Consider the following 25,100-nt stretch of genomic DNA (forward strand, 5'->3'; position numbering starts at 1 on the left):
CCGGGTTTTTTGTGCCTGTCCTACGAGCCATCAGCTCACCCCCATATAACGCCCGGCCCGGTGGTTGATCGCCAGCACCAGGTTCAGCGCCACCGCGCCGAGGATCGACAGCGCCACCTTGTCCGCCGACACGACGAACAGTGCCGCCAGCACGATCGATGCATCGATGCCCATCTGCACCTTGCCGGCGCGCAGGCCGAAGCGCTCCTGGAGAAACAGCGCGAGGATGTTCACCCCCCCCAGGCTGGCGCGATGGCGGAACAGCATGAGCAGGCCGAGGCCCATGGCGAAGCCGCCGAACAGCGCCGCGTAGAGCGGGTTCAACTGGGCGAAGCCAATCCATTGCGGGGTCAGCTCGGCCAGCAGCGAGACCAGGGCGACGGCGCAGACCGTGCGCAGGGTGAAGGGCCAGCCCATGCGCCAGATGGCCAGCGCGTAGAACGGCAGGTTGATCAGGAAGAACGCCAGGCCGAAGGGCCAGCCCAGCAGGTACTTGAGCAGGAAGGCCAGGCCCACGGTGCCGCCGGTCAGCAGCCCGGCGTGGCCGTAGAGGGCGATGCCCAGGGCCACCATGGCGGTGCCCATCAGCAGCGCCAGGGCATCTTCCCACAGCGGATGACGGATGAAGATCGCGGCAACGGCGTCTTCCGGCGGACTCTCTGAGCTGGCGTCGGCCATGGTGTCGAACCTGTGAGTGCGAGGAGTGAGGCGCGGATGCTAGACCAAGCGTGCGCTCTTCGAATTGGCCGGGGTCAAGGAAGCGGCGATCAGCGGCGTGCCCAGGTCTCGAAATCGTATGCCGGGACGCCCTCGACAGGCGGATGCTCCTCGAGAGCCTCACGCCGCCAGTCGGCCTCATCGAACTCGGGGAACCAGGCATCGCCTTCAGGCTTGACGCCAACCCGGGTCAGGTACAGGCGCTCGGCCTGGCCCAGGGCCTGGCCATAGAGCTGCGCCCCGCCGATCAGCATCAGCTCGTCGACGCCTTGCTCGCGGGCCCACTGGTCCGCGCGCAGGATGGCCGCGTCCAGCGAGGCGAACACCTCGGCGCCATCCAGGTGCAGGTCCGCCTGGCGGCTGACCACCAGGTTGAGTCGCCCCGGCAATGGCCGGCCGAGCGAATCCCAGGTCTTGCGGCCCATGATGATCGGCTTGCCCAGGGTCAGCGCCTTGAAGTGCTTGAGGTCCGCCGGCAGGTGCCAGGGCAGTTGGTTGTCGCGGCCGATCACGCGGTTCTGCGCGAGGGCGGCGATCAGGCAGAGGGGCAGGGTCTTGTTCATGGCGGCGAGCATAGCAGAGCGACAGATGCCGGCGCAGCCGAAGCCGGACGGACAACCTTTAGCCGGCGGGCGCGGCAACGGTTATGCTCAGCCCTGGACTGGCCGAAGAGATGCCGCGTGAGCGCTGCCCCGACTCTGAACAAACTGCAACGCCTGTGGCTGTGCGAGGCGATTCGCCTGCGCGAGGAACGGGCCGGCCCGCTGGAGGACGGCGAGGCCAATCGCCAGGTCCGGGCCGCCGGCGGCGACCTGGCCGCACGCATCGAGCGGCGTGCGCTGCTGCTGGCCGAGCGCGATGGCCAGGTGCAGGCGCTGCGCCACTGGTACCAGGGCGCGCAACTGGCGCTGCTCGCGCTGGTGCTACTCGCCCTGCTCGGCGGCGCCGGCCTGGCCCTGGCCGCCCTGGGTGACGGCCTGCGCCCGGTCAACGTGTTCTGGGCCCTGGGCAGCCTGCTCGGGGTCAACCTGCTGCTGTTGCTCGGCTGGGGCCTGGGCCTGCTGCTCGGCGGCGACCATGCCGGCGCTCTGGGCCGCCTGTGGCTGTGGCTCAGCGACAAGCTCGCCCGTGACGCCCGCGCCGCACAGCTGGCCCCGGCCCTGTTGCTGTTGTTGCAGCGCCAGCGCCTGGGCCGCTGGGCCCTGGGCGTGCTGACCAATGGCCTGTGGCTGCTGAGCCTGACCGCGGCGCTGGCCAGCCTGCTGGCCCTGCTGGTGACCCGTCGCTACGGCTTCGTCTGGGAAAGCACCCTGCTCGGCGGCGACAGCTTCATCAGCCTGACACAGGGGCTCGGCGCGCTGCCGGCGCTGCTCGGCTTCGCCGTGCCGGACGCCGAACTGATCCGCGCCAGCGGCGATACCGCCCTGAGCGGCGAGGCGGCGCGGCACAGCTGGGCCGGCTGGCTGCTCGGGGTGCTGGTGGTCTATGGCCTGCTGCCGCGCCTGCTGCTGCTGTTGCTGTGCCTGTGGCGCTGGCGCCGCGGCTGCGCCACCCTGCGCCTGGATGTCGAGCTGCCCGGCTATGGCCTGCTGCGCGAACGCCTGCAGCCGAGCAGCGAACGCCTCGGCATCTGCGATGTGGCGCCGGCCCGGCTGCATCAACCCTTGGCCGGCAGCCGGGCCCTCGACAGCCAGGGCGCGCTGCTGGTGGCCGTCGAACTGGACCCACGCCGGCCCTGGCCGCCGACGCTGCCCCAGGGCGTCGGTGACGCCGGGGTGATCGACAGTCGCGAGCAGCGCCAGCACCTGCTCGAACAACTGACCCGCTTCCCGCCGGCGCGCCTGGCGATCGCCTGCGACCCGCGTCGCTCGCCGGACCGCGGCAGCCTGGCACTACTCGGCGAACTGGCGCGCAGCGCCGCCAGCACGCGGGTCTGGCTGTTGCCCGCTGCGCCCGGCGAAAGTATCGACAGTGCCCGTCTCACCGACTGGCACAACGCCCTGGACCGGCTGCAGCTGGCGCACAGCGACAGCGCGCCACTGAGCTGGCTGGAGAGCGGACATGATTGAAGCTGTGCACGCCCTGCGAAACCCCGTAGCCCGGATGCAATCCAGGGCCGCCGAACCGAGGCACGCGCGATGAGCCAGCCGCTCAAATTGGCCGTGGTCGGCCACACCAATGTCGGCAAGACCTCGTTGCTGCGCACCCTGACCCGCGACCAGGGTTTTGGCGAGGTCTCGCCCCGGGCCAGCACCACCCGCCATGTCGAAGGCGCGCGGCTGTCGGTGGATGGCCAGGCGCTGCTGGAGCTGTACGACACCCCCGGCCTGGAAGACGCCATCGCCCTGCTCGACTACCTCGAGCGCCTCGACCGTCCCGGCGAACGGCTGGACGGCCCGGACCGCCTGGCCCGCTTCCTCGATGGCAGCGAGGCGCGCCAGCGCTTCGAGCAGGAGGCCAAGGTGCTGCGTCAGCTGCTCGCCTCCGACGCCGGCCTCTACGTGATCGACGCCCGTGAGCCGGTGCTGGCCAAGTACCGTGACGAACTGGCGGTACTGGCCATGAGCGGTCGACCGCTGCTGCCGGTACTCAACTTCGTCGCCGGCCATCAGCACCGCGAGGACGAGTGGTGCGAGGCGCTGGCCCGTCTCGGCCTGCATGCGCGGGTGGCCTTCGATACGGTGGCGCCGCCGCAGGATGGCGAGCGGCGCCTGTATGAAAGCCTGGCGCTGCTGCTGGAGCGGGCCCGCCCGGCGCTGCAACGGCTGGTCGATGACCATGAGCAGCAGCGCCTGGTGCGCCGGCACAGCGCCACGCGCCTGATCGCCGAGCTGCTGCTGGACTGCGCCGCTTGCCGGCGTAGCGTGGCCGCCCAGGCGACCCTGGAACAGCGGGCGGTCGGCGAGCTGCGCGATGCCATCCGCCAGCGCGAGCAGCGCTGCGTCGAGGCGCTGCTGCGCCTCTACGCCTTCCGCGCGGAGGATGCCCAGGCCGGCGAGCTGCCGCTGCTGGACGGCCGCTGGGGCGACGACCTATTCAATCCGGAGACCCTGCGCCAGCTCGGCGTTCAGGTGGGCGGCGGCATGGCGGCCGGCGCCGCCACCGGGGTCGGCATCGACCTGCTGGTCGGCGGCGTCACCCTCGGCGCCGCCGCCGCCCTGGGGGCGCTGATCGGCGGTAGCGCACAGACCCTGCGCCGCTACGGTTCGCGCCTCAAAGGCAAGCTCAAGGGCGAGCGCGAGCTGAGCGTGGACGACGCCGTGCTGCGCCTGCTGGCGCTGCGCCAGCAGCAGTTGCTGCATGCCCTGGAGCGACGCGGGCACGCCGCCGTGGAGCGGATCCAGCTGGCGACGCCGCAGGAGCCCGACTGGCGCCAGGGCGGCCTGCCCGACGCCCTGCAGCGGGCCCGCGCCCACCCCGAATGGTCGTCACTCAACCCCGGCGCGCGGCTGCAGCAGGCGGAGCGTCAGGAGCAGATCGACGCGCTCAGCGGCGCCCTGGCCACTGCCGGCTGACACGGCTCAGGGCGTGCCCAGGTAGAGCCGCAGCACCTTGCCCCAGTCTTCGCCGCCGGTGACCCGCAGCAGCTCCTGGCTGAGCCGCTCGCGGTAGGGGCTGCCATCGGCCAGGGCGAAGGCGTAGGACTGGTTCTCGAAGGTGCCGGGCAGCAGGCGCAGGCCGCCCTGGCCCAGCTCGCCGTTGCGGTACTGCATGATCGGCAGGTCGTAGACCACCGCGTCGGCCTGGCCCTGCTGCACCGCGCGCATGGCGCCGAGCAGGTCGGGGTAGTCGCTGTGGCGGATCCGCTGGCTGTCCAGGTAACGCGCGCTGACGGTCTTGTCGATGGTCGCCACATGGGCGCGGCGCAGGTCGTCGGGGCCCTGGATGCCGCCCTGCAGGTTGCCCACCGTCAGCGCGCTGGCCACCGCCGCGGTGAAGGTCGAGACCATGATCAGGCCGGCGAACATCCACACCAGGCCGATCAGGCGCCCGCCCAGGGTCATCGGCGCCTTGTCGCCGTAGCCGACCGTGGTCATGGTCACCGCCGCCCACCAGAAGCTCGAACCCAGGCCCTGCACCGGGCTGCCGCCGAACTGCTCGTGGTTGCGCCGCCGCTCGAACAACCAGACCAGGCCGCCGACCAGCAACAGCAGCGCGGCCAGGCCGAGAATCAGGCTGACGAACTGCCAGGACAGCAGGCCCCTGACCGCGGCCCAGCCACTGCCCTCGCCGCCCCGCGGCACGCCGATGGCCAGGCCGGTGCGGAAGAACGGATGGGTGAAGTCGAAGCGCTCCTCACGCTCGGCGGTCATGGTCAGGGCGCCGACCACCACGTCCAGCTGACCGTCCTCCAGGCTCGGCAACAGGCGCTTGAACGGCATCGGCTGCAGCTCGAAGCGATAACCCGCATTGGCCGCGACGGTCTGCCACAGATCGATGCTGATGCCGCGCCAGCTGCCGTCCGGCTCCTTGATCACGAACGGCGGTACCTCGCTGATACCGACCCGCAGCACCGGTTCGCTTTCCTGCGCGGCTGCGGCGTTCAGCCCCAGCAGCCCCAACATCAGGACGATCAGAATCCTCGGCACCGGCACGCTCCTCTTGGTTCGGCAAAGGCTCAAGGGTAACAAAAAGCGCCAGCGACACCGGCCCGCGGTTTTTTCCGGACAGCGCCGAGATCGCACCATGGTACCGATTGATACGGATCAAGACCCCTTCGCCCGCCGCTGGCAAACTGACCAGGTCACCTTGCAGGATGCAGCCCATGTCTAGCGATACCCGCCCTTCCCGTCTGTTCGTCCTGCCACTGCTGCTGGGCCTGCTGGCCGCCGGCCTGTTCGGCTATTGGCGTTCGCTCGCCGACCGCCTGCCCGAGGGCCTGGCCATGGGCAACGGTCGCCTGGAGGCCACTGAGGTGCAGATCGCCAGCAAGTATCCTGGCCGGCTGGCCGAGGTGACGGTGCAGGAAGGCGATCGGGTCGTGCGCGGCCAGGCCCTGGCCCGCCTGGATAGCCGAACCCTGGAGGCCCAGCGGGCCCAGGCCGAGGCCGAAGTGCGCCGCGCCGAAGAGAACCTGGCGGCGGCGCAGGCCACGGTGCGCCTGCGCAACAGCGAACGGCTGCTGGCCGAACAGGACCTCAAGCGCTTTCGCGAGTTGTTCCAGCGCGGCCACACCAGCCGCCAGCTGCTCGACCAGCAGCAGGCGCGCTTCGATACCGCCGGCGCCGCCCTGCAGGCGGCCGAGGCCCAGGTCTCCGCCGCCCGCGCGGCGATCGGCGCGGCCCAGGCCCAGGTCGCCCAACTGAGCAGCGAGATCGACGACAGCACCCTGCGTGCGCCGCTCGACGGCCTGGTCCAGCTGCGCCTGGCCGAGCCCGGCGAAGTGCTCGGCGCCGGCGGGCGGGTGCTGCTGCTGATCGACCCCAGCGACCAGTACATGAACCTCTACCTGCCCGCCGCCCTGGCCGGCCGCCTGACCCAGGGCGACGAGGCGCGCATTCTCCTCGATGCCCTGCCCGAGCGGGCGCTGCCGGCGACGATCGCCTATGTCGCGGCCAAGGCGCAGTTCACCCCCAAGGAGGTGGAGACCCGTAACGAGCGGCAGAAGCTGGTGTTCCGGGTCAAGCTGCGCCTGAGCGAGCCCGCCGCCGTACCCCAGGCCAAACCCGGCATGCCCGGGGCCGGCTACGTGCGCACCCGCGAGGTGGCCTGGCCGGCCGACCTGAAATGAATCGCTGGGCGATCCGCGCCGAGGGCCTGCAGCATCGCTACGGCAAGCAGCTGGCGCTGCAGGCGATCGACTTCGCCCTGCCGGTCGGCGCCCGCTGCGCCCTGATCGGCCCGGATGGCGCCGGCAAGTCCAGCCTGCTGGGGCTGATCGCCGGGGTGAAGCAGCTGCAACAGGGCACCCTGGAGGTACTCGGCGGCTCGATCGCCGAGGGCCGCCATCGCACCCGCCTGTATCCGCGCATCGCCTTCATGCCCCAGGGCCTCGGCCACAACCTCTATCCCGAGCTGTCGATCGCCGAGAACATCCAGTTCTTCGCCACCCTGTTCGGCCTGCCGCCTGCCGAATGCGCGCGGCGCATGGCCAGCCTGCTGGCCGCCACCGACCTGAGCCGATTCGCCGAGCGGCCGGCGGGCAAGCTGTCTGGCGGCATGAAGCAGAAGCTCGGGCTGTGCTGCGCGCTGATCCACGAACCGGACCTGCTGATCCTGGACGAGCCGACCACCGGGGTCGACCCGCTGTCGCGGCGGCGTTTCTGGGAGCTGGTCGAGCAGGTGCACGCGGCCCGCCCGCAACTGACCCTGCTGGTGGCCACCGCCTACATGGAGGAAGCCGAGCGTTTTGCCAGCTGCCTGATGCTCGACCGCGGCCGCCTGATCGCCGCCGGCAGCACCGCCGAGCTGGCGGCGGTCGGCACAGACGGTCGCCTGGACCAGGCCTTCACCCACTTCCAGGGCACTGCCGGACAGGCGCCGGCGCCGCTGCTGATCCCGCCGCTGGCCGCGCGCGCCGCCGAGATCGCCATCGAGGCCCGCGAACTGAGTCTGCGCTTCGGCGACTTCACCGCGGTGGACCGGGTCAGCTTCGCCATCCGCCGCGGCGAGATCTTCGGCTTCCTCGGCTCCAATGGCTGCGGCAAGACCACCACCATGAAGGTGCTCACCGGCCTGCTGCCGGCCAGCGCCGGCAGTGCACGCCTGCTCGGCCAGGCGGTGGACGCCGGCGACCTGGCCACGCGCAAGCGGGTCGGCTTCATGTCGCAGAGCTTCTCGCTGTACGGCGAACTGAGCGTGCGGCAGAACCTGGAGCTGCATGCGCGCCTGTTCGACCTGCCGGCCGACGAGGGCCGCGCCCGCAGCCAGGCACTGATCCAGCGCTTCGGCCTCGGCGACTACGAGCGCGAGCCGGCCGGCGCGCTGCCGCTGGGCCTGCGCCAACGCCTGTCGCTGGCGGTGGCGGTGATCCACCAGCCGGAGGTGCTGATCCTCGACGAACCCACCTCGGGCGTCGACCCGGCGGCGCGCGACGACTTCTGGCGGCTGCTGGTGGAGTTGTCACGTGGTCAGGGCGTGACCATCTTCCTCTCCACCCACTTCATGAACGAGGCAGAGCGCTGCGACCGCATCTCGCTGATGCACGCCGGGCGGGTGCTGGCCTGCGACACCCCGGCGGTGCTGCAACGGCAGTTCGCCGGCGCCACCCTGGAGGAGGCCTTCGTCCATTGCCTGGAGCAGGCCCAGGGCGACAGCCCCGCGCCGGCACCGCTGGCGAGCGCGGGGGGCACGCATACGGGCGAGGCGCGTGGCGGCTTCAGCTGGCAGCGCCTGGTCGCCCTGGCCGTGCGCGAGAGCAAGGAGCTGCTGCGCGACCGCGTGCGCCTGGGCTTCGCCCTGCTCGGCGCGCTGTTCATGATGGTGATCTTCGGCTACGGCATCTCGCTGGATGTGGAGCACATCGCCTTCGCCGCCTTCGACCAGGACCAGACGCCGCAGAGCCGCGCCTATCTGGAGGCCTTCCGCGGCTCGCGCTATTTCGAGGAACAAGCGCCGATCGCCACCGCCGCCGAGCTGCACCGGCGCCTGCAGCGTTCGGAGCTCAAGCTGGCGCTGCAGATCCCGCCCGGCTTCGGCCGCGACCTGCTCGCCGGGCGCCAGCCGCAGGTGGCCGCCTGGCTCGACGGCGGCATGCCGTTTCGCGCCGAGACCAGCCGCAACTACGTTGAGGCGGTGCACCAGGGCAACCTCGAGCGCCTGGCCCGGGAAAGCAGTCCGCCCCCGCCCGCCCCGGCGGTCGCCAGCCTGCAGACGCGCTTTCGCTACAACCAGGACGTGGTCAGCGTGCACGCCATCGGCCCCGGGGTGATGGCGCTGATCCTGGCCTTCATCCCGGCGATGCTCACCGCCCTGGGCGTGGTGCGGGAAAAGGAGCTGGGCTCGATCGCCAACTTCTACGCCACCCCGCTGACCCGCCTGGAGTTCCTCCTCGGCAAGCAGCTGCCCTACCTCGCCATCAGCCTGCTCAACCTGGCCATGCTGGTGGCGCTCAACCGCCTGCTGTTCGGCGTGCCGTTCAAGGGCAGCGGCCTGACCCTGGCCCTCGGCGGCCTGCTCTACGTGCTCGCCACCACCAGCCTGGGCCTGCTGATCTCGGCCTTCACCCGTACCCAGATCGCCGCGATCCTCGGCACGGTGATCATCACCACCCTGCCGACCATCCAGTATTCCGGGCTGATCGTGCCGCGTTCCTCGCTGGAGGGCGGCTCGGCGCTGATTGGCCAGCTGTTCCCGGCCGGGCACTTCCTCGACATCGCGGTCGGCACCTTCACCAAGGCCCTCGACCTACGCAGCCTGTGGCCGCAGTGTCTGGCGTTGCTGGGCTTCTTTCTCGCCAGCACCACGCTCAGCCTATGGCTGCTGAAGAAGCAGGAGGTCTAGGGTGGACAAGCTGGCGCACATCTTCCGCCTCGGCCTCAAGGAGCTGACCAGCCTGCGCTACGACAGCGTACTGCTGCTGTTTTTGCTGTATGCCTTCAGCGTGGCCGTCTACCTGCCGGCCACCGGTTCGGTGATCGGCGTGCACAATGCCAGCGTGGCCATCGTCGACGAGGACCGCAGCCTGCTGTCGCGGCGCCTGGCGGAGGCGCTGCAGCCACCGGAGTTCCAGGCGCCCGAGACGCTGCCCTACGACCAGTTGGACGCGGCCCTGGACAGCGGCCGCTTTACCTTCGTCATCGACGTGCCGGCGAACTTCCAGGCCGACCTGCTGGCCGGCCGCCAGCCGGCGCTGCAGGTCAACGTCGATGCCACCGCCATGAGCCAGGCGTTCATGGGCGCGCGCGACCTGGGGCGGATTCTCCAGGGCGAACTGCTCGACTACGCGGGCCGGCAGGCGACCGGGCAGGCGCCCATCGGCCTGAGCAGCCGCGCGCTGTTCAATGCCAACCTGCAGGGCGGCTGGTTCCTCGCCCTGTTCCAGATCGTCAACCACATCACCATCCTGGCCATCCTGCTGACCGGCACGGCGCTGCTGCGCGAACGCGAACACGGCACCCTGGACCACCTGCTGGTACTGCCGCTGACGGCGCTGGAGATCATGCTGGCGAAGATCTGGAGCAACGCCCTGGTGGTGGTCGGCTGCACCTGGCTGTCGCTGGAACTGGTCATCAAGGGCGCGCTCGGTGTGCCGCTGAGCGGCTCGCTGGCATTCTTCCTGGCGGTGACCGCGCTCTACCTGTTCGCCAGCACCGCGCTGGGCATCTTCCTCGCCACCCTGGCGCGCTCGATCCCGCAGTTCGGCCTGCTGGCGATCCCGGTGATCATCCCGATGCTGATGCTCTCCGGCGGCAGCACGCCGATGGAAAGCATGCCGGTCTGGCTGCAGCAAGTGATGCAGTTCTCGCCGTCGACCCACTACCTGAGCCTGAGCACCTCGATCCTGTTCCGCGGCGCCGGCCCGGACGTGGTCTGGCCCGAGCTGGCGGCGTTGACGGCGATCGGCCTGGGCTTCTTCGTTCTGGCGGCGCTGCGCTTTCGCCGCAGCCTGGCCGCCTGAGCGGCTAGACCGCGACCGCTGCGGCGATGTGCGGATGAGCCTGGTAGCCGACCAGTTCGAAGTCCTCGAACTTGAAGGCGAAGATATCCTTCACTTCCGGGTTGAGCTTCATGGTCGGCAGCGGCAGGGGCTCGCGGGTCAGTTGCAGGTCGGCCTGTTCCAGGTGGTTGGCGTACAGGTGGCAGTCGCCGCCGGTCCAGATAAATTCGCCCGGTTGCAGATCGCAAACCTGGGCCACCATCAGGGTCAGCAGGGCGTAGCTGGCGATATTGAAGGGCACGCCGAGGAAGATGTCGGCCGAGCGCTGGTACAGCTGGCAGCTGAGCCTGCCGTTGGCGACATAGAACTGGAACAGCGCGTGGCACGGCGGCAGGGCCATCTGCTCGACCAGCGCCGGGTTCCAGGCCGAGACGATCAGCCGGCGCGAATCCGGGTTGCGCTTGATCATCTCGATCAACTGGCCGATCTGGTCGATCGACTCGCCGTTCGGCGCCGGCCAGTTGCGCCACTGGTAGCCGTAGACCGGGCCGAGGTCGCCGTTCTCGTCGGCCCACTCGTCCCAGATGCGCACCCCGTTGTCCTTCAGGTACTTGATGTTGGTGTCGCCCGCCAGAAACCACAGCAGCTCATGGATGATGGATTTCAGGTGGCACTTCTTGGTGGTGACCAGAGGGAAGCCCTCGGCCAGGTCGAAGCGCATCTGCTGGGCGAACAGGCTGTAGGTGCCGGTGCCGGTGCGGTCGCTCTTGAAGGTGCCGGTCTCGCGCACCCGGCGCATCAGGTCGAGGTACTGTTTCATCAGGCGGCTCCTTGGGCGGCTTGGCGGTGGTAGGCGAACCAGATCAAGCCGAGGCCGCCGAGGATCATCGGCAGGCTGAGCAGCTGGCCCATGGTCAGCCAGCCCCAGGCCAGGTAGCCGAGCTGGGCATCGGGCACCCGGACGAACTCGACGACGAAGCGGAACAGCCCGTAGCAGGCGGCGAACATGCCGGACACCGCCATGGTCGGGCGCGGCTTGCGCGAGTAGAGCCAGAGGATGACGAACAGCGCCACGCCCTCCAGGGCGAACTGGTACAGCTGCGAGGGATGGCGCGGCAACTGCTGGGGGTCGGTGGGGAAGACCATGGCCCAGGGCAGGTCGGTGGCCTTGCCCCACAGCTCGGCATTGATGAAGTTGCCGATCCGCCCGGCGCCCAGACCGATGGGCACCAGCGGCGCGATGAAGTCCATCAGCTGGAAGAAGCTCTTGTCGTTACGGCTGCCGAACCACCAGGTCGCCAGCATCACCCCGATGAAGCCGCCGTGGAAGGACATGCCGCCCTTCCATACCTGCAGGATCAGGCTCGGCTGGGCCAGGTAGGCTTCCAGGTCGTAGAACAGCACGTAGCCGAGGCGGCCGCCGAGGATTACCCCCATGGCCACCCAGAACACCAGGTCGGAGAGCTTCTCCTTGCTCCACTGCGGGTCGAAGGCCTGCAAACGGCGCGTGGCGAGCAGCCAGGCGCCGCCGATACCGACCAGGTACATCAGCCCGTACCAGTGGATTTTCAGCGGTCCCAGGGCGATGGCCACCGGGTCGATCTGCGGGTAAGGCAGCATGCTGCACTCCTTAAATCAGAAAACTCAGGCCCACGCTGAACAGCAGCAGGGCGAACAGACGCTTGAGCACCCGCGGCGACAGACGATGGGCCAGGCGGGCGCCGAAACGGGCGAAGAACATGCTGGTGAAGGCGATCCCGGCCATCGCCGGCAGGTAGACGAAGCCCAGGCTCCACTCCGGCAACCGCGGATTGCCCCAGCCCAGCCACATGAAGCTCAGCGCGCTGGCCACGGCGATCGGCAGGCCGCAGGCCGCCGAGGTGGCCACCGCCTGTTGCATGGGCACGCTGCGCCAGGTCAGGAAGGGCACATTGAGCGAACCGCCGCCGATGCCGAAGATCGCCGAGGCCCAGCCGATCACCCCGCCGGCGGCCGTCAGCCCCAGTTTGCCGGGAACGCTGCTGCTGGCCCTGGGCTTGAGGTCCAGGGCCATCTGGATGGAAATGATGATGGCGAACACGCCGATGATCTTCTGCAACAGGGGGCCCTGGATGGCCGCGGCAGTCAGCGAACCCAGCGCCGCGCCGAGCAGGATGCCGACCGTCATCCAGACGAAGATCGGCCAGCGCACTGCGCCCTTGCGCTGGTGCTCGAGTACCGAATTGATCGAGGTGAAGATGATGGTGGCCAGCGAGGTGCCGACGGCGAGGTGGGTGAGCACCTCCGGGGCGATGCCTTGGGCGGTGAAGCTGAGCACCAGCACCGGCACTATGATGATCCCGCCGCCGACGCCAAACAGCCCGGCCAGCACCCCGGCAGCCGAGCCCAGCACTAGATACAGCAGCAGTTCCATCGACACCCCCGCAAGCAAAGCGGCATGGTACCGGATGCGACCCCCTCGCCTCCAGTTGCGACGATGGATACCGTCCGCCGCTTTGCGTACAGTGTCGGACAGGCCCCGCGCGCCGAGATGGAGGACGCCGTACGAGCACAACTCGCGAGACAGGGAGATTGGCATGTGCCTGATCATTTTCGCCTGGCGCCCCGACCATCGACTGCCTTTGGTCCTGGCCGCCAACCGCGACGAATTCTACGCCCGCCCCAGCCTGCCCCTGGCGGCTTGGGAAGACGCCCCCGAGATCTGCGGCGGCCGCGACCTGGAGGCCGGCGGCACCTGGCTGGGGGTCGGGGCCGAAGGCCGCTTCGCCGCCCTGACCAATATCCGCGACCCGCGCCAGCCGCCGCGGGGGCGCTCGCGGGGGGAGTTGCCGGCGCAGTTCCTGCGCGGCACCCAGGCCCCCGAGAGCTTCCTGCGCGCAGCGGCGCAGCGTGCCGATGATTACGCGGGCTTCAACCTGCTGCTCGGCGACCGCCGGCAGCTGTGGCTGCTCAACTCCCGGGTAGGCCAACCGCAACGGCTCGCGCCCGGGCTCTACGGCCTGTCCAATGCCGACCTCGACACTCCCTGGCCCAAGGTCGAGAAGGCCAAGGCCCTGCTCGGCGAATGCCTGATCGACCCTCAGGTGCCGTCCCTGCTGGACCTGCTGCATGACGACCGCCAGGCCGAAGACGCCCACCTGCCGGACACCGGCATCGGCCTGCAGAGCGAGCGCCTGCTCTCGAGCATCTTCATCGCCACCGGCACCTACGGCACCCGCGCCAGCAGCGTGCTGCTGGTCCGCGCCGATGGTTCGCGGCAACTGGTCGAGCGCAGCTATGGGCCCTACGGCGCCCACCTGGGCGAGGTCAGCATCGACTGCTGACAGTCAGGCCTGGATATTCGAGGCCGGATTGATCACCCGGCCCAGGCCGAGGTTGCGCAGGGCCAGGCTCAGGGTGCTGTCGATCACCTGCGGACTGTCGATGGTCATGACCTGGGCCAGTAGTTCCTTGGCCTTGCCCAGACTGACCTGGCGCAGCAGCCATTTCACCTTCGGCAGGTTGGTGGCGTTCATCGACAGGCTGTCGAAGCCCATGGCCATCAGCAGCACGGCCGCCGCCGGGTCGCCGGCCATCTCGCCGCAGATGCTCACCGGCTTGCCTTCGGCATGGGCGCCGTTGACCACCAGCTGCAGCGCCTGCAGAACGGCCGGGTGGAGGAAGTCATAGAGGTCGGCGACCCGCGGATTGTTGCGGTCGACCGCCAGCAGGTACTGGGTCAGGTCGTTGGAGCCCACCGAGAGGAAGTCGACCTGACGCGCCAGCTCGCGAACCTGATAGACCGCGGCGGGGATCTCGATCATAACCCCGACCGGCGGCATGGGGATGTCCACGCCCTCGTCGCGTACCTCGCCCCAAGCGCGGTGGATCAGGTGCAGCGACTCCTCCAGCTCCTGGATGCCGGAAATCATAGGCAAGAGAATGCGCAGGTTGTCCAGCCCCTCGCTGGCCTTGAGCATGGCGCGGGTCTGCACCAGGAAGATCTCCGGGTGGTCGAGGGTCACGCGGATGCCGCGCCAGCCGAGGAAGGGGTTTTCTTCCTTGATCGGAAAATACGACAGGGCCTTGTCGCCACCGATATCCAGGCTGCGCATGGTCACCGGCTGCGGGTGAAAGGCGGCCAGCTGCTCGCGGTAGATGGCCAGCTGCTCCTTCTCGCTGGGGAAGCGTTCCTTGATCATGAACGGCACTTCGGTGCGGTACAGGCCGACACCCTCGGCGCCACGTTCCTGGGCGCGTTTCACGTCGGCGAGCAGGCCGGTATTGACCCACAACGGCATGCGGTGGCCGTCCAGGGTCTCGCAGGGCAAGGCGCGCAGGGCATCGAGCCCCTGGGTCAGCTGGCGTTCCTCCTCGACCACGTCGGCGTACTGCTTGCGCAGGATCTCGCTGGGGTTGGTGAACACCTCGCCGTGATAGCCGTCGACGATCAGCTGAATGCCGTCGATCTTCGAATAGGGCAGATCGACCACCCCCATCACCGTGGGAATGCCCATGGCGCGGGCGAATATCGCCACGTGCGAGTTGCCCGAGCCGAGCACCGAGACCAGGCCGGCGAGCTTGCCCTCCGGCACCTCGCCGAGCATGGTCGGCGACAGCTCCTCGCTGACCAGGATGCAGTTGTCCGGATACACCAGGGTCTGCTGGCGCGCCTGCTGCAGATAGGCCAGCAGGCGCCGCCCCAGGTCCTTGACGTCGGAGGCCCGCTCGCGCAGGTAGTCGTCGTCCATCAGCTCGAAGCGCTTGACGTGTTCGCCGACCACCTGGCGCAAGGCGCCCTGGGCCCACTGGCCGGTGCGAATGACCTCGACCACCTCGTTACCCAGGGCGGCGTCTTCCAGCATCATCAGGTACACATCGAAGAGCGCGCGCTCTTCCGGGCGTAACTGAGTGGCCATCTTCGTCGAAAGCGCACGCATATCGGCGCGCACTCCCTCAAGGGCGGTATTGAACAAGGCCAGTTCGGCGTCGATGTCCTCGACGGTCTTGTCCGGCACCACCTCCAGATCGGCCGGCGGCAACACCACCACGGCGGTACCGACGGCGGCGCCGGGCGAGCCGGGCACGCCGATGAACTTGGCTTCCTGGATGCCCTTGCCTTGCTTGCCCAGGCCGCGGATCGAACCGGTCGCCTCGGCATGGGCAATGACCCCGGCCAGCTGCGCGCTCATGGTCACCAGGAAGGCTTCCTCGCCCTCGTCGAACTGCCGGCGCTCCTTCTGCTGGACGACCAGCACGCCCATCACCCGGCGGTGATGGATGATCGGCGAGCCGAGGAAAGAGGCGTAGCGCTCCTCGCCGGTTTCGGCAAAGTAGCGGTAGCGTGGGTGAGCGGCGGCGTTCTCCAGGTTCAGCGGCTCCTCGCGGGTACCGACCAGACCGACCAGGCCCTCGTTGGGGGCCATGCTGACCTTGCCGATGGAGCGCTTGTTCAGGCCTTCGGTGGCCATCAGGACGAAGCGATTGGTCTCCGGGTCGAGCAGGTAGACCGAGCAGACCTGGCTGCCCATGGCCTCCCTGACCCGCAGCACGATGATGCCCAATGCGGTCTTGAGGTCCTTGGCGGCGTTGACTTCCTGGACGATCTTGCGCAGCGTATTGAGCATAAGTCGGCTCTAGTCCGTATCAGTCCCGCGCCAACAGGCGCGGAGCGAGTTCCTTGAGGGCGCGCCGGTAGACCTCGCGCTTGAACGTCACCACCTGGCCCAAGGGGTACCAGTAGCTGACCCAGCGCCAGCCATCGAATTCCGGCTTGCCGGTCAGGTCCATCCGCACCCGCTCCTCAGAGCCCGTCAGGCGCAGCAGAAACCACTTCTGCTTCTGGCCGATGCACAGCGGCTGGCTGTGGGTCCGCACCAGACGCTGGGGAAGACGATACCGCAACCAACCACGGGTGCAGGCGAGAATTTTCACATCCTGCTGCTCCAGGCCGACCTCTTCGTTGAGTTCGCGATACAGCGCTTCTTCCGGCGACTCATAGTCGTTGATCCCGCCTTGCGGGAATTGCCAGGCGTCCTGGTTAATCCGACGCGCCCAGAGCACCTGGCCGACCTCATTGGTCAGAATGATGCCGACATTGGGGCGAAAACCATCTGGATCGATCACGGCGCGCAACCTCGTAAACGCATGTTACGGCATTGTTCCACAAAGGCCATTACAGCGGCAACGCGGCCGTCCCCTGCAATAGGAATGCCAGGCAAAAGCCGTTATTCTGGGCGCCTTTCATTGGCTTGTGAGGAAGGTTGCCCCGTGCGCTTGGCTCTATTCGATCTCGACAACACCCTGCTCGGCGGCGACAGCGACCACGCCTGGGGCGACTATCTGTGCGAGCGCGGCATCCTCGACGGCGAGGCCTACAAGGCACGCAACGACGAGTTCTACCAGGACTACCTGGCCGGCCGTCTGGACATTCGCGAGTACCTGAACTTCAGCCTGGCGATCCTCGGCCGCACCGAGATGGCCCAGCTCGAGCAATGGCACCGCGAGTTCATGCGCGACTGCATCGAACCGATCATCCTCAGCAAGGGCGAGGCCCTGCTGGAAGAACACCGCCGGGCCGGCGACAAGCTGCTGATCATCACCGCCACCAACCGCTTCGTCACCGCGCCGATCGCCGCCCGCCTGGGCGTCGACACCCTGCTGGCGACCGAATGCGAGATGGCAGGCGGCCGCTACACCGGCCGCACCACCGACGTGCCCTGCTTCAAGGAAGGCAAGGTGACCCGGCTCAACCGCTGGCTCGCCGAAACCGGCTTGAGCCTGGACGACAGCTGTTTCTACAGCGACTCGATGAACGACCTGGCCCTGCTGGAGCAGGTGACCCGTCCGGTGGCGGTCGACCCCGACCCCAGGCTGCGCGCCGAAGCCGAACAGCGTGGCTGGCCGATCATCTCGCTGCGCTGAAGCCGCCCCGCGTCGCAACGAAAAACGCCGCCTGAACAGGCGGCGTTTTCGTTTCCCTACAACACTCAGGCCGGCTTGGCCCCCATCAGCGCCATGATCGCCAGCAGCAGAATCACCAGCAGGCCGGCATAGGCGCCGGTAAAGCGCAGCAGACGCGTCGGCGCCGGGGCATCGCCCAGCGCCTGCCAGGCGCCGAGGCGACCGGCCAGCAGAAGGCCGAACAACGCCAGTACCGCGAACAGCAGGCTGCTGGCCAGCAGCCAGGTCTGCGACAACGGCAGGCCGGCCAGGTTGGCCAGCCACCAGCCGCTGACCGGCAGGCTCAATGCCAACAGGCCCAGCAGCGGCAGGCTGATCAGCCGGGTGCGCCTGAGCTTGCGCTGCAGCAGCGCCGCATCACCACTGCGGGCGGCCTTCCACAGCATCAGCACATGGGCCAGCACGCCCAGCAGCAGCAGCAGGATTGCCGGCAGGCTGTGAGCGATCTTCAACAGCTGGTAATGCTCCATCACGGTTTTCCAAGAAAGAGTTTGTAGGCGGGATTGTCGCTCTCATCCCAGTACGGATAGCCGATCGCATCCAACGCCGCCGGCACCAGGTGACGCTCGGCCTGGGGCACCTGCAGGCCGGCGACCACCCGGCCATCGGCCGCACCGTGGTTGCGGTAGTGGAACATCGAGATGTTCCAGCGCCCGCCCAGGCGCTGGAGGAAGTTGAACAGCGCGCCGGGGCGCTCGGGAAACTCGAAACGGAACACCAGCTCGTCGCTGACCCGCTGGGCATGGCCGCCGACCATGTGGCGAATATGCAGCTTGGCCAGTTCGTTATCGGTCAGGTCGACCACCGGGAAACCCTGGCCGCGCAGGTTCTCCACCAGGGCCGCGCGCGGGTCGCTTTCCGGGTGGGTCTGCACGCCAACGAAAATATGTGCCTCTTCGCCACTGTGGTAGCGGTAGTTGAACTCGGTGATCTGGCGCTTGCCGATCGCCTCGCAGAAGGCCTTGAAGCTGCCCGGCCGCTCGGGAATGGTCACCGCGATGATGGCCTCGCGCTTCTCGCCCAACTCGGCACGCTCGGCGACGTGGCGCAGGCGGTCGAAGTTGACGTTGGCGCCCGAGTCGATGCCGACCAGCACCTGGCCGCTGCAGGCCTCGCGCTCGACGTACTTCTTGATCCCGGCCACGGCCAGGGCACCGGCCGGCTCGGTGATCGAGCGGGTGTCGTCGTAGATGTCCTTGATCGCCGCGCAGATCTCATCGGTGCTGACGGTGATCACCTCGTCGACATGATCCTTGCAGATGGCGAAGGTATGCTCGCCGATCTGCGCCACCGCCACGCCATCGGCGAACAGCCCGACACTCGGCAGCACCACCCGCTCGCCAGCAGCCATCGCCGCCTGCAGGCAGTTGGAGTCGTCCGGCTCGACGCCGATGATCCTGACCTCCGGGCGCAGGTACTTGACGTAGGCGGCGATCCCGGCGATCAAGCCGCCGCCGCCCACCGGCACGAAGATCGCGTCGAGCTGGCCGGGGTGCTGACGGAGGATCTCCATGGCCACGGTGCCCTGGCCGGCGATGGTGTGCGGGTCGTCGTAGGGGTGGATGTAGGTGAAGCCCTTCTCCTCCACCAGCCTGAGCGAATAGGCCAGCGCCTCGGGAAAGCTGTCGCCGTGCAGCACTACCTTGCCGCCGCGCGAGCGTACGCCCTGGACCTTGATCTCCGGGGTGGTCTTGGGCATCACGATGGTCGCCCTGACCCCCAGCACCTTGGCCGCCAGGGCCAGGCCCTGGGCGTGGTTGCCGGCCGAGGCGGTGACCACACCGCGCGCCTGCTCCTCGGCCGACAGCTGGGCCAGCTTGTTGTAGGCGCCACGAATCTTGAAGGAAAACACCGGCTGCAGGTCTTCGCGCTTGAGCAGAATCTGGTTGCCCAGGCGTTCGGACAGTTGGTTGGCCGTTTGCAGTGGGGTTTCCACCGCAACGTCATAGACGCGCGAGGTGAGGATCTTCTTGACGTACTGTTCGAGCATGGCGATTTCGCAGGCGTTCAGGCAAGGGAGCCAGCGAGTCTACCCCAGGGCCGCGCCGAACGACCATACGAAACCCGGGGTTTTGCCGGCGCTTGCGGCTATAATTTGCCCTCACGATTTCACTCAGGCGCACAACCCGCGATGAACCAGGATCAACTCAAGCAAGCAGTCGCCCAGGCTGCAGTCGACTTCATCCTCCCCCAGCTGGACGCTAAGAGCGTCATCGGCGTCGGCACCGGCTCCACCGCCAACTGCTTCATCGATGCCCTGGCCAAGCACAAGATGGAATTCGACGGCGCCGTGGCCAGCTCCGAGGCCACCGCCGCGCGCCTGAAGGGCCACGGCATCCCGGTGTACGAGCTGAACTCGGTCAGCGACCTGGAGTTCTATGTCGACGGCGCCGACGAGAGCGACGAACACCTCAACCTGATCAAGGGCGGCGGCGCCGCGCTGACCCGCGAGAAGATAGTCGCGGCCGTGGCCAGAACCTTCATCTGCATCGCCGATGCCAGCAAGTTGGTGCCGGTGCTCGGCAGCTTCCCGCTGCCGGTCGAAGTGATTCCCATGGCGCGCAGCCATGTTGCCCGCGAACTGGTCAAGCTCGGCGGTGACCCGGTGTACCGCGAAGGCGTGATCACCGACAACGGCAACCAGATTCTCGATGTGTTCAACCTGTCGATCGTCAACCCGCGCGAACTGGAAGCGCAGATCAACAACATCGTCGGGGTGGTCACCAACGGTCTGTTTGCCGCGCGTCCGGCCGACCTGCTGCTGCTCGGCACCGCCGAAGGGGTCAAGCGCCTCAGCAACCCGTGAACTCGACTGGCGGTAAAGCCTGGGGGCGCTAGGATCTAAAGGTTCCCCCCAGCAGACCAGGAGGCCGCCATGGCCAGCAAGTTCCACCTGAAGACCGCCAAAGATGGCCAGTTTCACTTCAACCTGCTCGCCGGCAACGGCGAGGTGATCCTCACCAGCGAGCTGTACAAGAGCAAGGCCTCGGCGCTCAACGGCATTGCTTCGGTGCGCAACAACTCGCAGCGCGAGGGTGCCTTCGAGAGCAAACCCGCCGCCGGCGACAAGTTCCACTTCGTGCTCAAGGCGACCAACGGCCAGGTGATTGGACAGAGTCAGCTGTATGCCAGCCAGTCCGGTTGCGACAATGGCGTCGAATCGGTGAAACGCAATGCCGTGAGCGCCGTGCTCCAGGACGACAGCTGAACCCTGGCCAGTGGCCCCGCCGTTGGACGGGGCCGGGCGCGGCCAACACTAGTTGAGCGGCAATTCGGTCCGCGGCTTCCTGCTGAAGACGTAGAGCAGGTTGGGTTCGCCGACGATATAGATATTGCCTGCCGCGTCCATGGTCACCCCTTCGGCCTGCTCGATACTCTCGCTCAAGCCGTTGAGCCCGCCGATCAGGCTGATGAAGCTGACCGGCTCGCCGTCGCCATCCAGCTCCAGCAACAATCGCGACTCGTCGGACAACACCAGCGAATGGCCGGTACGGGCGTCGTAGCTCAGCGAGGAGATGTCGCGCACGAACAGCTGCCCCGCCGGCAAGGCCCGCATCACCCCTGCCGCGCCGTCCTCGCCGGGAAACGGCAGACTGAACAGCCCCAGCGGACCGCGCTCCTTGCCGAGCAGCAGCTGCTGTTTGCGCGAATCCCAGGCGATGCCTTCGAAACCCTTGTTGCCGGCATCGGCGAAGCCCAGGTCGAACGCTGGATAATCGGCCGCATCCAGGCTCAGCGCGTCGTCCTCCAGCCTGAATGCGGTGAGGCTGCGCCGGCGTTCGTCGATGATCGCCAGACGCCCCGCGCCGATGACCTCGACCCCCTCGGGATCGGCGAAGCCGGTGAGCGGGATGCGCCGCAGCACGTCCCCGGCGAGCGACAGCTCGACCAGTTGCGGACGCTTGCCGGTCACGGTGAACAGGGTGTCGCTGGCGGCGTTATAGGTCAGCCCGGACGTCTCGTCATGCTCCAGGCCCGCCAACGGCTTGCCCTGCAGCACCACCCGGTAGCCCGGCAGCCAGATGCTCGCCTGCTGGCGGGCGGCACCGACGCCCTGCTCCTTGAACCAGTACCAGGCGCGCTGCTCCCAGCGCTGATAGCCGACCAGCAGCACGGCGACGAGGATCAACAGCAACAGCGCCAGGCGGCGCGAAGGCAAGAGACGCAAAGGCAGACGGCGCATCGGACAGGACTCAAGAGAACCATGGCCGTCAGACTAGCGACCAGGGCTTAAGGTTCGATGACCGATCGAGGGCGCCTCCAGGCGCCCCATGCAGGGTGGTCGAGTTACAGCACCCGGCTGGTGAAACGCGAATGGCCGACCAACTCCAGCTCCAGGGCGTCGCCCTTGTGCAGCGGACCGACCCCGACCGGTGTACCGGTGAGGATGACATCGCCCGGCTGCAGGCTGAAGTGACCGCAGATATGCTGAACCATCGGCAGGATCGGATTGAGCATGTCGCGGCTGTTGCCATCCTGGCGCACCTCGCCGTTGATGCTCAGGCGGATGCCGATATCGGTTAGATCCTCCAGTGCATCACCGGGCACGAAGGGCGCCAGCACGCAGGCGCCGTCGAACGACTTGGCGATTTCCCAGGGATAGCCCTTCTCCTTGAGCGCGGTCTGCAGGTCACGCAGGGTCAGGTCCAGGGCCGGAGCGAAGCCGGTGATGGCGTCGCGCACTTCCTCGGCATCCGGGGTGCGCGACAGCGGCTTGCCGATCAGCACGGCGATCTCCGCCTCGTAGTGCACCGCGCCGCGGTCATCGGGGATGGCGAAGCCCTCGTCCAGCGGTACCACGCAGCTACCGGCCTTGATGAACAGCAGGGGTTCGCTGGGCACCGGGTTGTTCAGCTCCCTGGCGTGCTCGGCGTAGTTGCGGCCGATGCACACCACCTTGCCCATCGGGAAGTGGATATGGGTTCCGTCGACATACTGGTGCTGATAACTCATGGGCGACTCCTGATGGGATGCGAGGCTCGACCGCCGTTACTGCCGGTGGCTGTGGCGGCGGTCACTGCTACCAAGGGATGAGCGGCTCAGAGCGGGAAGATCTTGCCCGGGTTCATGATGCCGTTGGGGTCGAACACTGCCTTGATCGCCTTCATGTAGCCGATTTCCGCCGCGCTGCGACTGTAGTGCAGGTAATCGCGCTTGGTCATGCCCACGCCATGCTCGGCGGAGATTGAGCCGTTGTGCTTCTCCACGGTCTCGAACACCCACTGGTTGACCGTGGCGCACTTGGCGAAGAATTCGTCCTTGCTCAGGTTGTCCGGCTTGAGGATGTTCAGGTGCAGGTTGCCGTCGCCGATATGGCCGAACCAGACGATCTCGAAATCCGGATAGTGTTCACCGACGATGCGGTCGATGTCGTGGAGGAAGGCCGGCACCTTCGACACGGTTACCGAGATGTCGTTCTTGTACGGAGTCCAGTGGCTGATGGTCTCGGAGATGTACTCGCGCAGTTTCCACAGGTTCTGCAATTGCTGCTCGCTCTGGCTCATCACGCCGTCGAGCACCCAGCCCTGCTCGACGCAATGTTCGAAAGTGGCCAGGGCGGCCTCGGCCACCTCTTCGGTGGTGGCCTCGAATTCCAGCAGGGCATAGAAGGGGCATTCGGTCTCGAACGGCGCCGGCACATCGCCGCGGCCGAGCACCTTGGCCAGGGCCTTGTCGGAGAAGAACTCGAAGGCGGTCAGGTCCAGCTTGCCCTGGAAGGCATGCAGCACCGGCATGATCGAGTCGACATCGGTCGCACCCAGGACCATGGCGGTGAGGTTCTGCGGCGCGCGATCCAGGCGCATGGTGGCTTCCACCACGAAACCCAGGGTGCCTTCGGCGCCGATGAACAGCTGGCGCAGGTCGTAGCCGGTGGCGTTCTTGATCAGGTCGCGGTTCAGCTCCAGCAGTTCGCCGGTGCCGGTGACCACCTTGAGCCCGGCGACCCAGTTGCGGGTCATGCCGTAGCGAATCACCTTGATCCCGCCGGCATTGGTGCCGATGTTGCCGCCCAACTGGCTGGAGCCGCTGGAGGCGAAGTCCACCGGGTAGTACAGGCCCTTGTCCTCGGCGAACAGCTGCAGCTGTTTGGTCACCACGCCGGGCTGGCACACCGCAGTGCGGTCGAACTCGTTGAAGGCAAGAATCTGGTTCATATAGTCGAACGCGACTACGACCTCCCCGTTGGCCGCGACGGCGGCGGCCGACAGGCCGGTACGGCCACCGGACGGCACCAGGGCGACCTTGTGCTGATTGGCCCAGCGCACGATCGCCTGGACCTGTTCGATGCTCTTGGGAAACACGATGGCGGTCGGCGCCGGGGCGAAATGCTTGGTCCAGTCCTTGCCGTAGGCCTCGAGGGAATCGGCGTCGGTCAGCACCTTGCCGGGCTCAACCAGGGTCTTCAGCTCTTCGATCAGGGCAGCAGTGGTCATCAAGTGAACTCTCAAACGATTCATGGTCGCCCTGAGAACCATTCAGGTCGCAACCGAGCATGGAAAAAGGAGATCATGCTAGCATACGCCTCCCGCGAATCGTGCCCCTCGCGCCGATTTGCCGGGTCCGGTCAGCACTGCCGCTGACGCCTCTCCTGACACTATTTGTGGGACAACAGGTACTCCGATGAGCAAGACCTCTCTCGACAAGAGCAAGATCAAGTTCCTTCTTCTCGAAGGCGTCCACCAGAATGCCGTGGACACCCTGAAGGCTGCCGGCTACACCAACATCGAGTACCTGACCGGCTCACTGCCGGAAGCCGAGCTCAAGGAAAGGATCGCCGATGCCCACTTCATCGGCATCCGCTCGCGCACCCAGCTGACCGCCGAGATCTTCGACTGTGCCAGCAAGCTGGTGGCCGTCGGCTGCTTCTGCATCGGCACCAACCAGGTCGACCTGGACGCCGCCCGCGAGCGCGGTATCGCCGTGTTCAACGCGCCCTACTCGAACACCCGCTCGGTGGCCGAACTGGTGCTGGCCGAAGCCATCCTGCTGCTGCGCGGGATTCCCGAGAAGAACGCCTCCTGCCACCGTGGCGGCTGGATCAAGAGCGCGGCCAACTCCTTCGAGATCCGCGGCAAGAAGCTCGGCATCGTCGGCTACGGCTCGATCGGCACCCAGCTGTCGGTGATGGCCGAAGCGCTGGGCATGCAGGTGTACTTCTATGACACCGTGACCAAGCTGCCACTGGGCAACGCCACCCAGATCGGCAACCTGCACGAACTGCTGGGCCTGTGCGACATCGTCTCGCTGCACGTGCCCGAGCTGCCCTCCACCCAGTGGATGATCGGCGAACGGGAGATCCGTGCGATGAAGAAGGGCGGCATCCTGATCAACGCCGCCCGCGGCACCGTGGTCGAGCTGGAGCACCTGGCCGCGGCGATCAAGGACGAGCACCTGATCGGCGCCGCCATCGACGTGTTCCCGGTCGAGCCGCGGGCCAACAATGAGGAATTCGAGAGCCCGCTGCGCGGCCTCGACCGGGTGATCCTGACCCCGCACATCGGCGGTTCCACCGCCGAGGCCCAGGCCAACATCGGCCTGGAAGTGGCGGAGAAGCTGGTCAAGTACAGCGACAACGGCACCTCGGTGTCTTCGGTCAACTTCCCCGAGGTGGCCCTGCCGTCGCATCCGGGCAAGCACCGCCTGCTGCACATCCACGCCAACGTGCCGGGCGTGATGAGCGAGATCAACAAGGTGTTCGCCGACAACGACATCAACATCTCCGGCCAGTACCTGCAGACCAACGACAAGGTCGGCTACGTGGTGATCGACGTCGATGCCGACTACTCAGACCTGGCCCTGGAGAAGCTCCAGCAGGTCCACGGCACGATCCGCAGCCGCGTGCTGTTCTAAGGGCGCACCGGCGGGACACGGAGGGAGGCGCAGGCCTCCCTTTTTCATGCGC

General features: G+C 67.6%; 23 protein-coding genes. 10 read left to right on the forward strand and 13 right to left on the reverse strand.

Annotation, left to right across the window (positions count from 1 at the left end; genetic code table 11):
• Nucleotides 1-30: 30 nt before the first annotated feature.
• Nucleotides 31-678, reverse strand: coding sequence for a YitT family protein (locus AB5S05_RS07815; RefSeq protein ID WP_369286937.1), 648 nt, complete (start codon nucleotides 676-678; stop codon nucleotides 31-33).
• A gap of 89 nt (nucleotides 679-767) precedes the next feature.
• Nucleotides 768-1,292 (reverse strand): dihydrofolate reductase, encoded by a 525-nt coding sequence (locus AB5S05_RS07820; protein WP_369286938.1) that lies wholly within the window; start codon nucleotides 1,290-1,292, stop codon nucleotides 768-770.
• 105 nt (nucleotides 1,293-1,397) lie between these two features.
• On the opposite strand from AB5S05_RS07820, the gene AB5S05_RS07825 reads away from it, so the two are divergent.
• Both AB5S05_RS07825 and AB5S05_RS07830 read left to right on the forward strand, forming a co-directional pair.
• The gene (locus tag AB5S05_RS07825; RefSeq protein WP_369286939.1) at nucleotides 1,398-2,786 is read left to right on the forward strand and encodes a DUF2868 domain-containing protein; all 1,389 of its coding nucleotides are present in this window, start codon (nucleotides 1,398-1,400) and stop codon (nucleotides 2,784-2,786) included.
• A gap of 69 nt (nucleotides 2,787-2,855) precedes the next feature.
• Nucleotides 2,856-4,232 carry a GTPase/DUF3482 domain-containing protein gene (locus AB5S05_RS07830; RefSeq protein ID WP_369286940.1) on the forward strand — a complete coding sequence of 459 codons (1,377 nt, stop codon included), beginning with the start codon at nucleotides 2,856-2,858 and terminating at the stop codon, nucleotides 4,230-4,232.
• Between the two features lie 6 nt (nucleotides 4,233-4,238).
• Here the strand turns inward: AB5S05_RS07830 and AB5S05_RS07835 are convergent, their stop codons facing one another.
• A complete protein-coding gene (locus AB5S05_RS07835) occupies nucleotides 4,239-5,306 on the reverse strand; it encodes a transporter substrate-binding domain-containing protein (RefSeq protein WP_369286941.1) in 1,068 nt (355 codons plus the stop codon).
• A 176-nt stretch (nucleotides 5,307-5,482) separates the two neighbouring features.
• On the opposite strand from AB5S05_RS07835, the gene AB5S05_RS07840 reads away from it, so the two are divergent.
• The 3 genes from AB5S05_RS07840 to AB5S05_RS07850 are packed head-to-tail and all read left to right on the forward strand — an operon-like array spanning nucleotide 5,483 to nucleotide 10,276.
• On the forward strand, nucleotides 5,483-6,448 hold the full coding sequence (locus AB5S05_RS07840; protein WP_369286942.1) for an HlyD family secretion protein: 966 nt from the start codon (nucleotides 5,483-5,485) through the stop codon (nucleotides 6,446-6,448).
• Nucleotides 6,445-9,159 (forward strand): ribosome-associated ATPase/putative transporter RbbA, encoded by a 2,715-nt coding sequence (gene rbbA / locus AB5S05_RS07845; RefSeq protein WP_369286943.1) that lies wholly within the window; start codon nucleotides 6,445-6,447, stop codon nucleotides 9,157-9,159. The genes AB5S05_RS07840 and rbbA overlap by 4 nt, the downstream gene beginning before the upstream one ends.
• Nucleotide 9,160: 1 nt before the next feature.
• Nucleotides 9,161-10,276, forward strand: a complete 1,116-nt coding sequence (locus tag AB5S05_RS07850; RefSeq protein ID WP_369286944.1) for an ABC transporter permease — start codon at nucleotides 9,161-9,163, stop codon at nucleotides 10,274-10,276.
• A 4-nt stretch (nucleotides 10,277-10,280) separates the two neighbouring features.
• Here the strand turns inward: AB5S05_RS07850 and AB5S05_RS07855 are convergent, their stop codons facing one another.
• Genes AB5S05_RS07855 through AB5S05_RS07865 form a run of 3 tightly spaced genes read right to left on the reverse strand, consistent with a single transcriptional unit; the run spans nucleotide 10,281 to nucleotide 12,668 of the window.
• Complete coding sequence (locus AB5S05_RS07855) at nucleotides 10,281-11,075, reverse strand: thymidylate synthase (RefSeq protein WP_369286945.1); 795 nt, start codon at nucleotides 11,073-11,075, stop codon at nucleotides 10,281-10,283.
• On the reverse strand, nucleotides 11,075-11,875 hold the full coding sequence (gene lgt, locus AB5S05_RS07860; RefSeq protein WP_369286946.1) for a prolipoprotein diacylglyceryl transferase: 801 nt from the start codon (nucleotides 11,873-11,875) through the stop codon (nucleotides 11,075-11,077). The genes AB5S05_RS07855 and lgt overlap by 1 nt, the downstream gene beginning before the upstream one ends.
• 10 nt (nucleotides 11,876-11,885) lie before the next feature.
• Entirely contained in the window at nucleotides 11,886-12,668 is a 783-nt protein-coding gene (locus AB5S05_RS07865) for a sulfite exporter TauE/SafE family protein (RefSeq protein ID WP_369286947.1), read from the reverse strand.
• Between the two features lie 163 nt (nucleotides 12,669-12,831).
• On the opposite strand from AB5S05_RS07865, the gene AB5S05_RS07870 reads away from it, so the two are divergent.
• The gene (locus tag AB5S05_RS07870; protein WP_369286948.1) at nucleotides 12,832-13,578 is read left to right on the forward strand and encodes an NRDE family protein; all 747 of its coding nucleotides are present in this window, start codon (nucleotides 12,832-12,834) and stop codon (nucleotides 13,576-13,578) included.
• Between the two features lie 3 nt (nucleotides 13,579-13,581).
• Here the strand turns inward: AB5S05_RS07870 and ptsP are convergent, their stop codons facing one another.
• Both ptsP and AB5S05_RS07880 read right to left on the reverse strand, forming a co-directional pair.
• Nucleotides 13,582-15,861: a phosphoenolpyruvate--protein phosphotransferase gene (gene ptsP, locus AB5S05_RS07875; RefSeq protein WP_369286949.1), complete on the reverse strand. Its 2,280-nt coding sequence runs from the start codon at nucleotides 15,859-15,861 to the stop codon at nucleotides 13,582-13,584.
• A 19-nt stretch (nucleotides 15,862-15,880) separates the two neighbouring features.
• Nucleotides 15,881-16,360, reverse strand: a complete 480-nt coding sequence (locus tag AB5S05_RS07880) for an RNA pyrophosphohydrolase (protein ID WP_369286950.1) — start codon at nucleotides 16,358-16,360, stop codon at nucleotides 15,881-15,883.
• A 144-nt stretch (nucleotides 16,361-16,504) separates the two neighbouring features.
• Between AB5S05_RS07880 and AB5S05_RS07885 the strand changes: the two genes are divergently transcribed.
• Complete coding sequence (locus AB5S05_RS07885; RefSeq protein WP_369286951.1) at nucleotides 16,505-17,158, forward strand: histidinol-phosphatase; 654 nt, start codon at nucleotides 16,505-16,507, stop codon at nucleotides 17,156-17,158.
• A 65-nt stretch (nucleotides 17,159-17,223) separates the two neighbouring features.
• Here the strand turns inward: AB5S05_RS07885 and AB5S05_RS07890 are convergent, their stop codons facing one another.
• Both AB5S05_RS07890 and ilvA read right to left on the reverse strand, forming a co-directional pair.
• Nucleotides 17,224-17,667, reverse strand: coding sequence for a DUF2269 family protein (locus AB5S05_RS07890; protein ID WP_369286952.1), 444 nt, complete (start codon nucleotides 17,665-17,667; stop codon nucleotides 17,224-17,226).
• Entirely contained in the window at nucleotides 17,667-19,187 is a 1,521-nt protein-coding gene (gene ilvA / locus AB5S05_RS07895; RefSeq protein ID WP_369286953.1) for a threonine ammonia-lyase, biosynthetic, read from the reverse strand. Before ilvA ends, AB5S05_RS07890 begins: the two co-directional genes overlap by 1 nt.
• 141 nt (nucleotides 19,188-19,328) lie before the next feature.
• Between ilvA and rpiA the strand changes: the two genes are divergently transcribed.
• Nucleotides 19,329-20,003, forward strand: a complete 675-nt coding sequence (rpiA, locus tag AB5S05_RS07900; RefSeq protein WP_369286954.1) for a ribose-5-phosphate isomerase RpiA — start codon at nucleotides 19,329-19,331, stop codon at nucleotides 20,001-20,003.
• A gap of 69 nt (nucleotides 20,004-20,072) precedes the next feature.
• Nucleotides 20,073-20,405 (forward strand): YegP family protein, encoded by a 333-nt coding sequence (locus tag AB5S05_RS07905; protein ID WP_369286955.1) that lies wholly within the window; start codon nucleotides 20,073-20,075, stop codon nucleotides 20,403-20,405.
• Nucleotides 20,406-20,453: 48 nt separating this feature from the next.
• On the opposite strand, the gene AB5S05_RS07910 is transcribed toward AB5S05_RS07905, so the two are convergent.
• The 3 genes from AB5S05_RS07910 to AB5S05_RS07920 all read right to left on the reverse strand — a co-directional run bounded on the left by AB5S05_RS07910 (nucleotide 20,454) and on the right by AB5S05_RS07920 (nucleotide 23,631).
• Nucleotides 20,454-21,380: an SdiA-regulated domain-containing protein gene (locus tag AB5S05_RS07910; RefSeq protein ID WP_369286956.1), complete on the reverse strand. Its 927-nt coding sequence runs from the start codon at nucleotides 21,378-21,380 to the stop codon at nucleotides 20,454-20,456.
• A 104-nt stretch (nucleotides 21,381-21,484) separates the two neighbouring features.
• Entirely contained in the window at nucleotides 21,485-22,150 is a 666-nt protein-coding gene (locus AB5S05_RS07915) for a fumarylacetoacetate hydrolase family protein (protein WP_369286957.1), read from the reverse strand.
• 86 nt (nucleotides 22,151-22,236) lie between these two features.
• Nucleotides 22,237-23,631 (reverse strand): D-2-hydroxyglutarate dehydrogenase, encoded by a 1,395-nt coding sequence (locus AB5S05_RS07920; RefSeq protein ID WP_369286958.1) that lies wholly within the window; start codon nucleotides 23,629-23,631, stop codon nucleotides 22,237-22,239.
• Between the two features lie 187 nt (nucleotides 23,632-23,818).
• Between AB5S05_RS07920 and serA the strand changes: the two genes are divergently transcribed.
• Entirely contained in the window at nucleotides 23,819-25,048 is a 1,230-nt protein-coding gene (gene serA / locus AB5S05_RS07925) for a phosphoglycerate dehydrogenase (protein ID WP_369286959.1), read from the forward strand.
• Nucleotides 25,049-25,100 lie beyond the last annotated feature (52 nt).

It is taken from the genome of Pseudomonas zhanjiangensis, assembly GCF_041027545.1.
Lineage (GTDB): Bacteria > Pseudomonadota > Gammaproteobacteria > Pseudomonadales > Pseudomonadaceae > Aquipseudomonas > Aquipseudomonas zhanjiangensis.